7 protein-coding genes and 4 tRNA genes are annotated in these 15052 nt (G+C 67.6%); 3 read left to right on the top strand and 8 right to left on the bottom strand.

What is annotated here, in order from left to right:
* Positions 1-26 precede the first annotated feature (26 nt).
* The 6 genes from H4O22_RS08830 to H4O22_RS08805 form a co-directional block, all read right to left on the bottom strand.
* Positions 27-2354 carry a DEAD/DEAH box helicase gene (locus tag H4O22_RS08830; protein ID WP_182526623.1) on the bottom strand — a complete coding sequence of 776 codons (2328 nt, stop codon included), beginning with the start codon at positions 2352-2354 and terminating at the stop codon, positions 27-29.
* Between the two features lie 50 nt (positions 2355-2404).
* Positions 2405-4870: a DNA methyltransferase gene (locus tag H4O22_RS08825; RefSeq protein WP_182526622.1), complete on the bottom strand. Its 2466-nt coding sequence runs from the start codon at positions 4868-4870 to the stop codon at positions 2405-2407.
* Positions 4871-5007: 137 nt separating this feature from the next.
* Positions 5008-8697, bottom strand: coding sequence for a DUF6079 family protein (locus H4O22_RS08820; protein WP_182526621.1), 3690 nt, complete (start codon positions 8695-8697; stop codon positions 5008-5010).
* On the bottom strand, positions 8694-9167 hold the full coding sequence (locus tag H4O22_RS08815; protein WP_182526620.1) for a hypothetical protein: 474 nt from the start codon (positions 9165-9167) through the stop codon (positions 8694-8696). The genes H4O22_RS08820 and H4O22_RS08815 overlap by 4 nt, the downstream gene beginning before the upstream one ends.
* Before the next feature lie 587 nt (positions 9168-9754).
* A tRNA-Val gene (locus H4O22_RS08810) sits at positions 9755-9826 on the bottom strand.
* Between the two features lie 68 nt (positions 9827-9894).
* Positions 9895-10716 (bottom strand): aminotransferase class IV, encoded by an 822-nt coding sequence (locus tag H4O22_RS08805; protein WP_182526619.1) that lies wholly within the window; start codon positions 10714-10716, stop codon positions 9895-9897.
* A 137-nt stretch (positions 10717-10853) separates the two neighbouring features.
* Between H4O22_RS08805 and H4O22_RS08800 the strand changes: the two genes are divergently transcribed.
* The 3 genes from H4O22_RS08800 to H4O22_RS08790 all read left to right on the top strand — a co-directional run bounded on the left by H4O22_RS08800 (position 10854) and on the right by H4O22_RS08790 (position 11105).
* Positions 10854-10926: transfer RNA gene (locus H4O22_RS08800), tRNA-Gly, on the top strand.
* Positions 10927-10958: 32 nt separating this feature from the next.
* Positions 10959-11029, top strand: a tRNA-Cys gene (locus H4O22_RS08795).
* Position 11030: 1 nt separating this feature from the next.
* A tRNA-Val gene (locus H4O22_RS08790) sits at positions 11031-11105 on the top strand.
* Between the two features lie 366 nt (positions 11106-11471).
* Here H4O22_RS08790 and H4O22_RS08785 read toward each other — a convergent pair.
* Together H4O22_RS08785 and H4O22_RS08780 are read right to left on the bottom strand one after the other, a co-directional pair.
* Positions 11472-12566, bottom strand: a complete 1095-nt coding sequence (locus tag H4O22_RS08785) for an acetate/propionate family kinase (protein WP_182526618.1) — start codon at positions 12564-12566, stop codon at positions 11472-11474.
* A 4-nt stretch (positions 12567-12570) separates the two neighbouring features.
* Positions 12571-15018, bottom strand: a complete 2448-nt coding sequence (locus tag H4O22_RS08780; RefSeq protein ID WP_182526617.1) for a phosphoketolase family protein — start codon at positions 15016-15018, stop codon at positions 12571-12573.
* Positions 15019-15052 lie beyond the last annotated feature (34 nt).

Here is a 15052-nt window from a genome sequence, read left to right as displayed (position 1 = left end):
GACCAGGGTGTCCCAGGTTCGGCGACTCATACGCAACGGAGTCCGAGAGCGAGCCGAAGATGCGGTCTCGGCGGCAGCGCGCCGCCGCCGAGGTCCTGCAGGGCGGTGTACCCGTAATCGAGGAGGACCTTCTGCAGGAACGCGTGACGCTCCAGTGGGAGGACAGCCGTCGACAGTGGGTCGCCGATAGGTCCGGAGGTCAGGGTGGACAGAAGCTCCCGCCCACGCCGCGGATCAGGCCGCCCTGAGTCATGGACGAAGACCGCGAACGCGGTGGAGGACCCACTGGTCCCGGACGTCGCCCGCCCGAGCGCCAGCCAGCCCGGGGCTGAGGCGACCTTGAGCTTGGGGACCGGCTCTCCCGGAACGACAACCGCTCCGGAACGCAGGGCTTCGCTACTCTTGGTACCGGTCAGCGCCTCGAGGCGACGTACGAGCTCCGGGATCGGAGAGGCCGTTGGTGGCGGCGGCGCCACCGCGATCGAGGTCAGGATCTCCTGGGCTTCAGCGGCCTCGACGAGATGCTTCTGCACGGCTGACACGAAGTCCTCCCCGGCCGACCGGAGTCGTTCGGGTTCGACGATCGCAGTAACGTAAAGCGAGTCGGTGAGGTCATCGACGGTCGCAAGTACGTCGTTGCGCTTGTCTACGCCGAGCTCGGCGAGGATCACCGCGAGCTTCTGCTCAAGCACCTCGAGCACCCGCTGGTCGACGCTGTCGTCGAGAACGAAGTTGTACGCGTGCACCGGCGTGGACTGGCCGATCCGATCCACCCGCCCGATCCGCTGCTCCAACAGAGTCGGCGTCCACGGCAGGTCCCAGTTGACGACCACGTGAGCGAACTGCAGGTTAACTCCCTCGCCACCCGCATCGGTCGAGACCAGCACCTGAGCGTCGCCGCGGAACGCAGCCTGAGCACCAGCGCGCTCGGCGAGTCCCATCGACCCGTTCACGCTCGCCGTTGAAATGCCTTGGCTCTCCAGGACCTTCACCAAGGCTCGCTGGGTCGCGCGGAACTGGGTGAAGATAAGCACCTTCACCGCCGGGTCACGCTCCGCTCGTTGAAGCGTAGCGAGCAGCCGCAGGAAGTGAAGGGTCTTCGGGTCGGTCTCCTCCGAGACGGTACGGCGGGCCAGGTTGACCAGGGCGCGAAGCGCCGCGGCGTCCGGGGCCTCCGGCAGTAGGAGAGCGTTGACCTCGGCTTCCTCGAGCTCGTCCCAACCGAGTTGGGACTCATCGGCCGTACCCACCAAGGAGGCGAGACGACGGTCCAGCGCCGACAGAATCGCCGCCGACGAGCTGGCGACCAGACGCTGCAGCAGCAGCATCAGGAAGCCCCGGGCTGTGTTGCCCGAGGCCTGTGCCTTGAGGAAGCCCTCCCGGACGTACTCCGTAACATTCTCGTAGAGCTCCCGGTGCAGCGGATGGCGGTCCCACGAGACCAGCTCCAGGTGCGTAGTACGAGGATGGAACAGGGCACGCCCGGAATTGTCGACCGCTCCCCGCTTGTCGGTGCGGGCGATGACGGCTCCGACCGTGGCCTTGGTGATCTCCCGGTCCGACTGGAATGAAGGATCCAGGAGCCCCAGGAAGCGGCGAAAGCTCTCCGACTTGCCCGAGTGCGGGGTCGCGGTCAGCAGCAAGTAGTTTTCGGCGGAGCCGGCCAGTTCTCGGGCAAGCTGGTAGCGGGCGACGTCCTCACTGGAGCCGGCGACGTGGTGGGCTTCGTCGATGATCACCAGGTCCCAGCCGGCGTTGATGACCCCTTGCATCCGGGCAGCGTTGTAGTCGTCGAGCTGCTGCTGGCTCCAGCCAGCGCGGCGACGAAGCGGCTTGATGGCGTCGAGACTGGTCACCGCCAGATCGACTGAGCTCCAGACCGACGCGGCCGCGTCGATCGGCACGCCTTCGGGACCGATCCGGGTGAACTCCTGAGCGAACTTGTCACGCATCTCTGCCACCCACTGCAGCTGCATCCCCTTTGGAGCCACGACCAGGACGCGGCGAGCACGGCCTCGAGCGAGCAACTCCGTAGCGATGGCGCCGGCCGTCGTCGTCTTGCCCAGACCGACCTCGCAACACACCGCGAGCCGCACCGGGCTGAGCCGCAGTGCCCGCTGCAAGATCGCCAGCTGGTGAGGCAGCAGGTCAACATGGGCACTCGCCGCGATCGGGTTGCCGGTGCCGGCCTCGGCCAACACCCGGAGGGCGAGCAGCCGCTCCTCAAGCTCGGCCGCGGTCCAGTCCCGCTCTGCTAGGGGAGTCAACTCATCTAGGCCCAGCGCCAGCAGTTCACCGGTGGCCGGCGCGTAGGCGTCGACGGTGACATGGTCGAAAACGTCCTGGCGCTCCAACTCTCGAACCACCAGGCGTCCCCCCGGCCACCAGGACCAGACGGCTCCGCTCACCTGATCACCCGGGCGGTCGCGTTACGTACGTAGTGCATGACCGCGGTGTTCTCCACTAGATAATCGGTCGGAAGGCGCTTCCCTAGCGCGGCAATGGTGGCGTAATCCTTCTTCGCCCATCGGTCCTTGAGCCCGGCCTGCAGCGCCTCACCGCGGAACCGCTGCAGCTGGCCCGTCCCGGATAGGTAGCTCTCGAAGGCCCGCAGGAGCGACCGCTCCCGCATTTTCTGGAGGTGCTCCAGCTTGGCCGGATCCGGCACTAACCAAGCGCCAACCTCATCGCGGATGAAGTTGTCCTCCAGCATCTCCAGCAGATCCGGCATCTGGTCCGGGCGATCCCCCGCGACCTGCAGCTCCTGCAGGAACGCCGGCTGGATCTCCGCCATCGACTGCGGCTTCTCCTTCAGGTGCTGACGCAGCCAGGCGACCGCGCTGCGCTCGTCGGTGACGAAGAGGGCCTCCGCTGGAGCCGAGAGCTGAAGACGCTTCCGCTCATACTCCTCGACCTGCTCGGGGCGGAAGTAAAGAGCGTCACGCTCGTTGAAGTGCTCGTCGAGACCGGCATAGAACTCGGCGGCGGTCAGCGGCACCTCCAACCCCAGGCTGACGTAGTAGGCAACGGCTCGGTGGTAGATCCGATCCGCCTTGCGCTCGCGAACCGCGGCGCCGCTCTGCTCGTAGACTGGGAGGTGCTTGAGATGCTCGCCCACGAACTCCCAGACAGAGCTCGCCGCGCCGCCGGAGGCCAGCACGACCGAGGACGTTCTCGTGCCAGGTTTGTAGCAGGAGATCATCAGGTCCTGATCGACGGCGTTGACGGCGGTCGCCTGCCGGTAGCTCGCGCTCTGCTTGTCGAGGAGCCTGGTGTCGGCGACGACGAAGCCAGCGCTGGCCAGCGCGTTCTGCAGAGCGGCCCAGACCTCGTTCGACGAGTTCGAAAACTCGACCGTCATCCAACGGCTTGGCTTTAATACTCGGCTGAACTCCTTGAAGCATGCAGCCAGAAGATCGGCGTAGTCGTCGACGCTCTTCGGCGCCCTGCGGCTACGGTCGACGATCGCCTCAAACTCGATCTCGGTGTGAACGCCGTGCCAGCCCTCGAGCACCTGCGCCAGATCGGCGTAGGGGATGTTCGCGCCGAACGGCGGATCCACGAAGATGTAGTCGACTGACTCGTCGTCCAGGGGGAGGCGGGTTGCGTCCCCAGTGGTAATCCGGACGTCGGCCTCCGCTGGGACCGTCTTCCAGAGCTTGGTGAGGGTGGACCGCTTGCCCCTGTTGGGCTGGGAACCTTCGAGGTTGTAGCGCGGCGAGCACTCTGAAATCAGAGAAGCTATGTAGAAGACGCCGCTCTGGTTTCGGTTGACCTGCGAATGGTCAGTCGGCTTGTAGCGGTTCATCCAGGAGAGACCCCAGAACGTCTGCTCAACCCAGAACTTCAGGGCTCGGCGAAGGTTGAGATCAGGCTCGGCGTTGACCCACTGCCAAAGGGTGGAGAGTGCCGCCAGGGCACGGTCGGGGTAAAGGGAGGCAAGCGACGTGAAGCCTTGTTTGACCAGTGAGCTCCGCTCGTGGGTCATGTGCCGGTAAGGGAAGACATAGGTCGGCGCCCCGGCCACGGAGAGGGCTGCGACACGGCTCAGAACGGCGAGGTCATCCGTATCTGGTGCCTTGTTCCCGATGACCTGGTTCCGGTAGTGAATTCGGACCGGCTTGAGCGCGATTCGCTCAATGACCTCACCGGTCAGCAGACGGACGGTTTCGCGGCGACGCTCGAGATTCGCCTTGCCGCCGCCCGATTTCATGACGGTGGCGCCGCAGGCGGAGCAGGGGAAGTCGTCGCGCAGAGCGCCGGTGGTGGGAATGAACGCGCCGTCGTAGAACACCACCGCCGCGCCACAGTGTGGGCAACTGAACACCTCGGACCACACGGTGTAGTCAATGGTGGCTTCGTCGCCGGTGGTCGTCGTCGTGCGGTACATCCAGCCCAGTTCGCCATTGAACCGATCCAACAGGGCGCTCGCTGCCCGCTCGAAGGTGGCGGCATCGACTGGGAGGTTGACGCCGCTTCCGTGGAAGGTGGCGTTCGGGGCCAAGTCGTTGAGCACAGCCCGTCGAGCACCCCACCTGGGCGTCTGCCCACGCATGCGAAGTTCGGCGTCGAGTTTCGGGTCGGGCTTGGCGCATGAAGTCGCTGCCACACCAGTCATTCCTGAGCCGGCGAAACCGTCTAGAACGACATCACCAGGCTCGGTGTAGTGAAGGAGCAGCCGCTGGATGATCTCCGGTGGCACCTTCGTGGGATAGGAGTGAACCTTGAACCACATCGACGCCTTCGAGCCCGTGACGTCGGCCAGGTAGGGACCGGGATCAACTCGGTCAGACTCGCTGCGGTGAGCACCTTCGACCCAGGATCGCACGAAGGGGTTCTCGGTCGCCGTGTGCCAGGGCGGGCTGGACATCGCTAGGATCTGATCTACCGTCGACCCGGAGGGTATCCGTACCTCTCCTGTCTCCAGCGCTGACCGGTAGACAGCCAGGGCCCTCTCCGCGACCTCGCTGCGCGACGACCTGGCTGAAAGTTCGAAAAGGCCGTCGTTCACTTCTGCTGGGTTCCCTCGAGCTTGAGTCGAATGGTGCGGGCGTTGCCGCCGTTCTCCCTGGTGACCTTCTCTAACCAGGTTTGGAAGGCCGACGCGGCCTGGGCCGGGGTGGTGGCACGCCCGCCCGGGAAGAGAGCCTCCGCGAGGTCTTCGGCGCGGAGGGGCACCACCTGTAGATCGTCGAGAACCTGCTGCACGGCCGAGACCAGAGCTGGCGTCACCTCTCCCGGGGTGAGCGTGCCGTGGATGAGCGGGGCAAGGGCCGTTCGCTCGCCGGTGCTGAGAAAGTCAAACTTGTCCTGGATCTCCGAGTCCGTGAGGGAATCCGTGAGGTGCGTGGTCCAGGTCGCCCAGAGGTTGTGGGCTTCCTCGATCGTCTTGGTGAGCTGCACCTTCGCGGCGGGGTCGTGTGACGGGGATGGCCGGTAGGAGCAGTAGGGGCAGGTGTACTCAGAGTCGTAGGCCTTCGGCTCGTACTGCTTGCAGGCATAGAGGCCGACGAGCCTCTCCTGAAGTTTGCCGAACTGGCCGTCGGGGATGATCTCGATCCCCTGCAGCACACTAAGATCGCGCCAGTACGGCCCCTTAGTGGCGGCTTCCTTGGTCTGCTCGTCCGATGATGAGAGTCGAACAGCCTGGTGACGCTCGTCCGCGAACTGGCGGTACTTGGTCCGCAACCGCTGGGCGTCTTGACGTACTTCGGTGGCAAGGCGCTTGTTCGAGGGCTCCGTCCGCAGCAGGCGGCGAAGCTTCTCCTTCAGCGCCTGAGCTTCGGCCTGGAAGGGATCGTGTTGGCCGAGGACGTCACCGGCCTGCTTGACGTACTCGATCTCCGGGCCGAGCTGGTCGGCGACCTTGCGCAGCTCGGTGAGCCGCTTCGCCTCGGATTGGCCGGCCTCGGCGCGGTCCAGAACGTCGCCCTTGAAGGAGAGCCGCTTGAGCTTGCCGACGTTGTCACGTGCCCGGACATCACTCAGCAAGCCGAGTGCGTCCCTGAGCTTGTTCAGCCGCGTGTCGGGATCGTCGATGACCTCCTCGCCCCAGAGTCGGGGTTGGCTCTGCACGTACGTCTGGATTGAGACGACCTCGTCGTGAATCGTCTGGGAGCGCTCGAGGAAGTGAGTTGCCGATTCCGGGCTGAGCTCGCTCTGCCCGAGCGCCGGGGGGAGGCCGAGTAGCGTGGCGAGCCGGACGAACCCGGCCGTGTCGGTGGTCGCCGGCGGCTGGAGAAAGGCCAGCCCCTCCAGGTCGGTCAGCGGCATCCGCGCGAGTTCGTCGAGGTTGAGGGCGGTGATCTTGGTGCCGTTGCGGAAGGTCAGGTCCGCACGGCCCAACGCGGTCAGGACGGCCCCGATGACCGTGAGCCAGGCGGGCTCCAAGTGCCACGGAGCCCAGGTCTCCACGCCGGGGTCGCGCTCGGCAAGGAGCTTCTCCCGGTTAACGGCCTGCGGCGCGCTCGTTTTGAGGACCTCGAGCAGTGCCTTGGCGTACTGCCCGTCGAGGGTCAGCGCTTCCGAGTAGTCGCGCAGCCCCAGCGAGGTCAGGACCGACTTGCCGAGGTTGGTCGGCTTGCTGGCCACGGTGCCGAGCGCGTTCTGGACCGCGTTGGGCAGGTTGGCCGCGGTGAGCTGCTCGGCGAAGACGGGGTATCCGGGGTAGCGGGCGTCGAAATGTGGGCTCAGGGCCGCAGCTGCAATCGCCTCGAGCTGCTCCTTGAGAGTTCGGCGACCGCCGGGGACGCCGGCCAGCCACTCGGCAAGGGGCTTGCGCTCGCCCTGGTAGGTGACCTTCACGTGGCTGCTGAGGTTGTCACGCAGCCACCTGACGGCCTCCTGCCCGAACTTCTGGGCGCGGGCGAGGAAGCCTTGTTTGGTCTCTCCGGAGGTCTCAGAGGCTTTGGCGTTGGCCGCGGCGTACCGGCCGAGGGCGGTGGTAAAAACCTCGGCGGGGTCTTCGAGCTGGAAGAAGATCTCGTCGCTCTTCTCCTCGTCAGTGAAAGCTACGGGGTCGAACGGGTGAAGGAAGTAGAGGTAGAAGTCGCGGGCCGGCTGGGCCGTCGAACGCTGGTTAGGTGCGCCGAAGAACAGGTAGCCGGTGCGCTCGACCTTCTTGGCTGCCCACGGGAGCTGGTAGGACCAGATCTTGTAGCCGGACACGTAGGGGGCGTCGGCGACCTCCAGCACCTGGGCGAGAAGGTCGTAGTAGGCGCGGTCGAGGGCTCCGTCGTCGATGCTCTCGACGCGCTGGTCGATCTGCTCGTCGTACGCCACGTTCTTCTTCAGGTCCAGATAGACCTGCCCGTTGCTGTCGTTGACCGAGATGAACTGGCCGGTGGCGGCCTTGCGGATCTCGTCGACCAACGTCTCGACCGACATCTCCAGGAAGTCGGCCTCCAACTCCGGCACCCCCGGCGGGACAAGGCAGAGATCGTCGCGCAGGTCGGCGTACGTCAGGCCGATCGGAGCGTCCAGGTCGTAGGTGGTCAAGCGGTGGATCGTGAGGGCGTCGAGAATCCGCAGTGCCGGCTCGCGGTCGGCCCCGGCCTCGAGGTTGCGCATGACCAGGTCACGCACGACGCGGCTCGGCTCCAGCACCGAGCGGACCTCGGGATTCGTCCGGTTGGTCGGGTCCTCGTCGAGCTCAGCCCGGTAGGCGTCGAAGCAGACCAGTCCGGGCTCGTCAGCGGGCACCTCCACGTCGAGGCGTTGGCGAAGCTGCTGCGTGAGGCTGCTCAGGATGCGACGCTTCTCGACGAGGGTCAGGTCCTCGAAGACCTTCAGGTAGGCCGGATGCACCGGGAAGAGGTCGACGAAGGTCTCCAGTTCCTTGCCGAGCGACTCGAACGCCGCCGAGAACTTGGTCAGGTGCTCGCGGATCCGGATCTTCTGCTCGGGAGTCTTCGCGAGGAGACGCTTCTGGACGACGTACGCGATGTCGTCGCGGTGGATCCGGAAGGTCTGGTAGCGCTCGCTGACGCGCTGCAGTTCGCTCTTGGCTGCATCGAAGCGAGGGTTGTCGAAGAGGCTCTCCTGAACACCCGCGAGGATCCGGAAGCGGGAGTTGCGGGTGAACTCACCAAGCTCTCGGAGGAAGCCGAGGTCGAGGATGATCTCGGCGTCCTTGCGGCCACGAAGGTAGTCGAGCATCTCGTCGATGGCCAGCAGCAGGCCATGGTCAGGGTAGGCCGCTTCGAAGGCGGCCATCAGGTCCTCGAGTGCCGTCTTATTGTTGGTGATCCCGTCGGCAGAGGGGAAGGTGTAATCGACGCCGAGGTCTGCCAGACCGCGGGTCAGTTCGTTGGTGAGGATCGTGCGGAGGTTGGTGGTGACCGCGCCGATCTCGACCCGCAGCACCTTGAAGCGGCCGGCGATCGGGCTCGCAGCCTCCTGGGTTGCGGCGTCGGTCAGGTGGGGGAGCAGCTCGGCGCGCTCGGCGACACTGGCGACCGTGCTCATCAGGTGGGTTTTACCGGTGCCGTAGGTCGCGATGAGCAGCAGGCCCTTGTGGTCGTGGTCCGGATTGTCGAAGCGCAGGTTGGGCAGCACCAGGTTCGCCAGTTGGTCGCGCATCGTCTCTGAGATGACGTAGGTCTGGACGTCCTCCAGCGCCTGGTCGGCAGAAACAGCGTCGCGGAGCTGCTTGACACTCTGGACGGGGGTGAACTCGACGAGTTCGCCGTACTTCATCGGCGGAGCCTTTCAAGGGTGAACGGGACTTCATCGTCAAAGACCGTGGTCCGTGCCGTGAGGAGCAGCGAGCTCTCCAACGCCGGGGAGACAGGACGGGAACCATCGTCCCCCGGCCAGCGGAAAGGCGACGATGTCGTCGCCACAGGCCACTCAATCACGCGACCCGGCTCTTGTCTGGCAAGGGCCTGGAACAGCCTCGCAGCGTCGAGCCCGAGCACCGGGTCAAACAGGATGGCGGTGCCAACCAAGACGGGTGCGTCGCGCAGGATCGATCGAATCTGCCGTTCAGTTGGCACGGTGAGGGAGCCGCTAAGGACTCGGCCCACATGCAACGGGGTGGTGTGGCGGAGTTCCGCAAATCTGAGGGCAAGAGTGGATTCAGGGTCGTCGACGAGCAGCGCAACACGGCCCGGGACAGCAGACAACTCCGACCAAACCTCTTCGCCCGCTGCCGGCCAGGTCTTCACGTTCCCTCGTGTTCTGTAGGCAGGCGTCGCGTGACACTGCTCGCTGCGCGTTGAAGAGGATGCTAGCCGCCAGCTCACCTACCTCGGCATCGGATGCCACTCGATAAGCAAGACTGCGAAACTCCGTGGGCGATACTCAAGGGAGCCTTCACCCTCGCGCGTCAGAGGCTTCGGCCCTCGCGTGTCGTACCGACGCCGTGCTCCCTTCCAGGCGCCGCGGGGGCGGGTCGCACTCCTCGCGCAGTTGCCAAGCGGTCCATGAGCACAACAGAGCGGTCTAAACCACACCGGGCGCGGCGACAGGCGGGCGAGTTCGCTTTCCCCCGCCAGTCCACCAAGGACTCAACGCAAAATGCGCGAAGGCATTCCAGGAAGAACAAACCCCAGGCTGACCTGGGGTTCTGCTGGTGGAGCCTGCGGGACTCGAACCCGGAACCCCCCTGCTTGCAAAGGGCCCGGGCTCGTCGGCCTACGTTCGACTCCGAGCCGTGACAGGAGTGGTTCGGAACAGGACGTTCCTTGTTCCTCGCATGTTCCTCGTCAGCGTCGAAAGCGGAAAAACATGCCTCTGACCTGCGGAAACGGGGTGGGCGATACTGGGTTCGAACCAGTGACCTCTTCGGTGTGAACGAAGCGCGCTACCACTGCGCCAATCGCCCCTGTGGTGCGGCGGGAACACTATCCCATGGGCGGCCGTCATCTCGAACCGGCGCCCGCCCGCGGCGTCTCAGGCGCCGAGCAGCTCCGGCTCGCGGCGCCGCCAGGTCTCGGCGACCTCGCGGGTGACCGGCCCGGGCGCGGGGAGCTCACGGTCGTCCCAGCGGCGCACGCCCTGGATGTCGCGCGTGGTGCTGACCACGAACACCTCGCTGGCCCGGTCCACGGTCTCGATCGGCTCGTCGACCTCGCGCCCGCCGTGCCACTCCAGGACGAGGGCGCGGGTGACGCCGGCCAGGCAGCCGCTGGCGAGCGTGGGGGTGCGGAGCTCGCCGTCGACGACGTAGAAGACGTTGGTGCCGGTGCCCTCGCAGAGGTTGCCCGCGAGGTTGGCGAACACCGCCTCGCTCGCGCCCCGCTCGTGGGCGTGCGCGAGCGCGACGACGTTCTCGGCGTACGACGTGGTCTTGAGGCCGGCGAGCGCGCCCCGCTCGTTGCGCGGCCACGGCACGGTCACGACCGCGGTCGTCTCCGGCCAGGTGTCCATCGCGTCGGCGACCACGATCAGCGTCGGGGCGGCGTCCCCGCGACCGGAGCCGAGCGGCGCCTGTCCCCCGGTGTAGGTGATCCGGAGCCGGCCGAGCGGCAGCGGCGTCCCCTCGAGGACCGCGCCGACCCCCCGGCGTACGGCCTGGTCGTCGACGTCCGGCAGCCCGAGCCCGGCCGCCGACCGCGCGAGCCGCTCCAGGTGCCGCGTGAGCGCGAACGGCTGGCCGTCGACGACCTTGATCGCCTCGAAGACCCCGTCGCCCACGGTCAGCCCGTGGTCCGTGACGCGCACCGCCGGGGCGGTCGCGTCGCGAAGCAGTTGACCGTCGATCCAGGCACGCATGTCGCCACTCTAGGAGCCGCATGCCGAAGTTTCCCGGCGCCGCGGGCCCTCGGCGACGCACCGGGGGGTCGGATTTGTGGTGCCCCTGGGGGTGGGCTACTGTTCCTCACGCACTCAGGGCCTCGGCTCGGAGTCAGGCGGACATAGCTCAGTTGGTAGAGCGCAACCTTGCCAAGGTTGAGGTCGCGAGTTCGAGTCTCGTTGTCCGCTCGGAGAGGTCTCTCTCTTGGTTAGACCTCCTTGGTGGAGTGGCCGAGAGGCGAGGCAACGGACTGCAAATCCGTGTACACGGGTTCAAATCCCGTCTCCACCTCGGGCGATTGGCGCAGTGGTAGCGCGCTTCCTTGACACGGAAGAGGTCACTGGTTCAAACCCAGTATCGCCCACCAGCATTCACCGGCTCCTGACCTGCGGAAACGCAGATCAGGAGCTTTTTTGCGTCCGGCCCCGTGTCCACCAGGTGAGCACGAGTGGACTAGTGCTCCGGTGCGACCGGGGGCGCGGATGGCTACGGTCCTCGCATGGTCTGGGGGGACAGCGCCTCAGATCATGCCGACCGTGAGGTGTGCGAGCTCTGCGGTCGAAGCGATGTCCGGATGCGGGCGGCGCACTCACGAGGAGGCTCCCTCCGGAGGGTGTGCGTCGACGAGTACGCCTGCTTCCGGGAGATGGCGAGCCGAGCCGGTACGCACAGCTCCGGCGACAGTCACCGCTGAGCCACCGGGGCCGGGAGAGGAAACCGCGTCCGGGCCATCTCACCGGGTGACCAGCCGCACCGTCTCCCGGGCGATCTCCCCCTCCTCGTCGGCCGCCACGACCACCGTGCGCACATCCGCCGCGGGCGCGCTGATGTCCGCCTCGCCGTGCACGGACTCGTTCGCAGACAGATCTATCCCGACGCCGAGGTAGGCCAGGCCCGCCGCCATGTCGCGGCGTACGTCGGCCGAGTGCTCGCCGATCCCGCCGGTGACCACCAGCAGGTCCAGGCCCTGCGCGCTGGCGGTCATGGCGCCGATCTCGCGGCACAGGTGGTGGACGAAGACGTCGTAGGCCAGGGCCGCATCCGGGTCGCCCGCCGCCCGCGCGGCGAGGACGTCGCGGAGGTCGCCGCTGGTCCCGGAGAGGCCCTTCATCCCCGAGTGGTGCTCGAGGACGTCGCGCAGCCGCTCGGCGGTCAGGTCGCCGTGCTGGAGGAGCCAGAGCACCATCCCCGGGTCCACCGAGCCGGACCGCGTGGCCATCACCAGGCCGGCCAGCGGGGTGAAGCCCATGGTGGTGTCGACCGACCGGCCGTGCCGGACCGCGGCGAGCGACGCGCCGGCGCCCAGGTGGCAGGAGACGACGCGCAGCTCCTCGAGGTTGCGGCCGACCAGCTGCGCGGCCCGGCGTACGGCGTGGGCGTGGCTGAGGCCGTGGAACCCGTAGCGCCGCAGCTGCCAGCGCTCGTTCCACTCCTTGGGCAGCGCGTAGGTGCTCGCGGACGCCGGGAGCGTGGCGTGGAACGTCGTGTCGAAGCAGACGACGGCCGGCGTGCCGGGCAGCAGCTTGCCGGTCTCCCGGATCGCGGCCGTCGCGCGCGGGTTGTGCAGGGGCGCGAGGTTCGCGATCGAGTCGAGGTAGTCGAGCACGCCGTCGTCCACCAGCGCCGGCTCGGCGAACCGCGGGCCGCCGTGCACGACGCGGTGCCCGACCGCGTCGGGGGCCGGGCCCTGCGCGACGAACTCCTTGATCGGGGCGTCGTGCCCGTCGCCCTCCCAGCGCTCCACCGTCGTGGCCGCGACCTCGTCGTCCCCGTCGCGCACGGAGAGCTTCAGGCTGCTCGACCCGGCGTTGACGACCAGGACCCGCACCGGCTCAGCCCTCCGGGGCGTTCTGGGCGGCGTCCGGGGTGAGGACCGTGGGTCCGTCCCCCGGCTGCCACTGCCAGTGCCGGATCTCCGGCAGGTCCTCGCCGTGGGTCCGGATGTAGATCCGGTGCTCGATCAGCTTGTTCTTCAGCAGGTCGCGCACCGGTCCCCCGACGGTCCGCAGCCGCGGCACCCGGTCGATCACGTCCATCGCCAGGTTGAACCGGTCGACCTGGTTGAGCACCGTCATGTCGAACGGCGTGGTCGTGGTGCCCTCCTCCTTGTAGCCGCGCACGTGGAAGTTGGCGTGGTTGCGCCGCCGGTAGGTCAGCCGGTGGATCAGCGTCGGGTAGCCGTGGTAGGCGAAGATCACCGGCTTGTCCCGGGTGAACAGCGAGTCGAAGTCGTGCTCGGAGAGCCCGTGCGGGTGCTCGCGCTCGTCCTGGAGGCGCATCAGGTCCACCACGTTGACGAACCTGATCGCCAGGTCGGGGAAGTAGCCCCGCAGCAGCTCGGCGGCCGCCAACGCCTCCATCGTCGGTACGTCGCCCGCGCACCCGAGCACGACGTCCGGCTCCTCGTCGGGGCGGGTGCCGGCCCAGTCCCAGATGCCGATGCCCTTGGTGCAGTGCACGATCGCCTCGTCCATCGTGAGGTACTGCAGCGCCGGCTGCTTGCCCGCGACGATCACGTTGACGTACTGCCGGCTGCGCAGGCAGTGGTCGGCCACCGAGAGCAGCGTGTTGGCGTCCGGCGGGAAGTAGACGCGGATGACGTCCGCGGTCTTGTTGACCACGTGGTCCACGAACCCGGGGTCCTGGTGGGAGAAGCCGTTGTGGTCCTGGCGCCACACGTGCGAGGTGAGCAGGTAGTTCAGCGACGCGATCGGGCGGCGCCACCCGATGTCGTTGGTGACCTTGAGCCACTTCGCGTGCTGGTTGAACATCGAGTCCACGACGTGGATGAACGCCTCGTAGCAGGAGAAGAGCCCGTGCCTGCCGGTCAGCAGGTAGCCCTCGAGCCAGCCCTCGCAGGTGTGCTCGGAGAGGATCTCCATCACCCGGCCGTCGACGGCCAGGTGGTCGTCGTCCGGCCGGGTCTCGGCGTTCCAGGTGCGCGGGGTCACCTGCAGGACGTCCTGGAGCCGGTTGGAGTTGTTCTCGTCCGGCGAGAACAGCCGGAAGGTGTCCATGTTGGCCGCCATCACGTCCCGCAGGAACCCGCCCAGCACCCGGGTGGCCTCGACCGCGCCGGTGCCGGGCAAGGCCACCTCGACCGCGTGCTCGCGGAAGTCGGGCATCCGCAGGTCGCGCAGCAGCACGCCCCCGTTCGCGTGCGGCGTGGCGCTCATCCGCCGCTCCCCCGCCGGGTGCAGGCCGGCGATCTCCGGGACGGGGGCGCCGTCGTCGGTGAACAGCTCCTGGGGCCGGTAGCTGCGCATCCAGCCCTCCAGCACGGCGCGGTGCGCGTCGTCCTCGCGCGCCCGGGCGAACGGCACCTGGTGCGAGCGCCAGGACCCCTCCACCCGGTGCCCGTCGACCTCCGCGGGCCCGGTCCACCCCTTCGGGGACCGCAGCACGATCATCGGCCACGGCCGCCGTGCGACCGGCTGCCGCCGGGCGGTGCGCGCCTCGTGCTGGATGTCGCGGATCTCGTCGAGGCAGTGGTCGAGCGTGGCCGCGAAGGCCTGGTGCATCTCGCGCGGGTCGGAGCCCTCGACCAGGTACGGCGCGTGCCCGTATCCGCGCAGCAGCGAGGTGAGCTCGTCGGGGCTGATCCGCGCCAGGACGGTCGGGTTGGCGATCTTGTAGCCGTTGAGGTGCAGGATCGGGAGGACGGCGCCGTCGCGGCGCGGGTCCACGAACTTCGTGGAGTGCCAGCTCGTCGCCAGCGGCCCGGTCTCGGCCTCGCCGTCACCGACGACGGCCGCGACCACGAGCTCGGGGTTGTCGAACGCCGCGCCGTACGCGTGGGACAGCGAATACCCCAGCTCTCCGCCCTCGTGGATCGAGCCCGGCGTCTCCGGGGCCACGTGGCTCGGGATCCCGCCCGGGAACGAGAACTGCTGGAAGAGCCGGCGCATCCCGGCGACGTCCTGGCCGACGGCCGGGTAGACCTCGCTGTAGGTCCCCTCCAGCCAGGCCGAGGCGACCAGCCCGGGACCGCCGTGCCCGGGCCCGATGATGTACATCATCTCCAGGTCGCGGGCGCAGATCGCGCGGTTGAGGTGCGCGTAGACGAAGTTCAGGCCCGGGGTGGTCCCCCAGTGCCCGAGCAGCCGCGGCTTGACGTGCTCGGGGAGCAGCGGCTCCCGGAGCAGCGGGTTGTCCATCAGGTAGATCTGCCCGACGGAGAGGTAGTTCGCAGCCCGCCACCACGCGTCGATCCGGCGGAGCTCCGCGCGGCCGAGGGGTCGTCCGGTGATGGTGCTGGTCGTGACGTGACGTCGTCCCATGCACCTCGACGCTAGCGTTGAGGAGACGACTGCG

This window comes from Nocardioides dongkuii, from assembly GCF_014127485.1.
Lineage (GTDB): Bacteria > Actinomycetota > Actinomycetes > Propionibacteriales > Nocardioidaceae > Nocardioides > Nocardioides dongkuii.
Note: the sequence above shows the minus strand (reverse complement) of the source record. Positions and strands in the feature narration are given on the sequence as shown.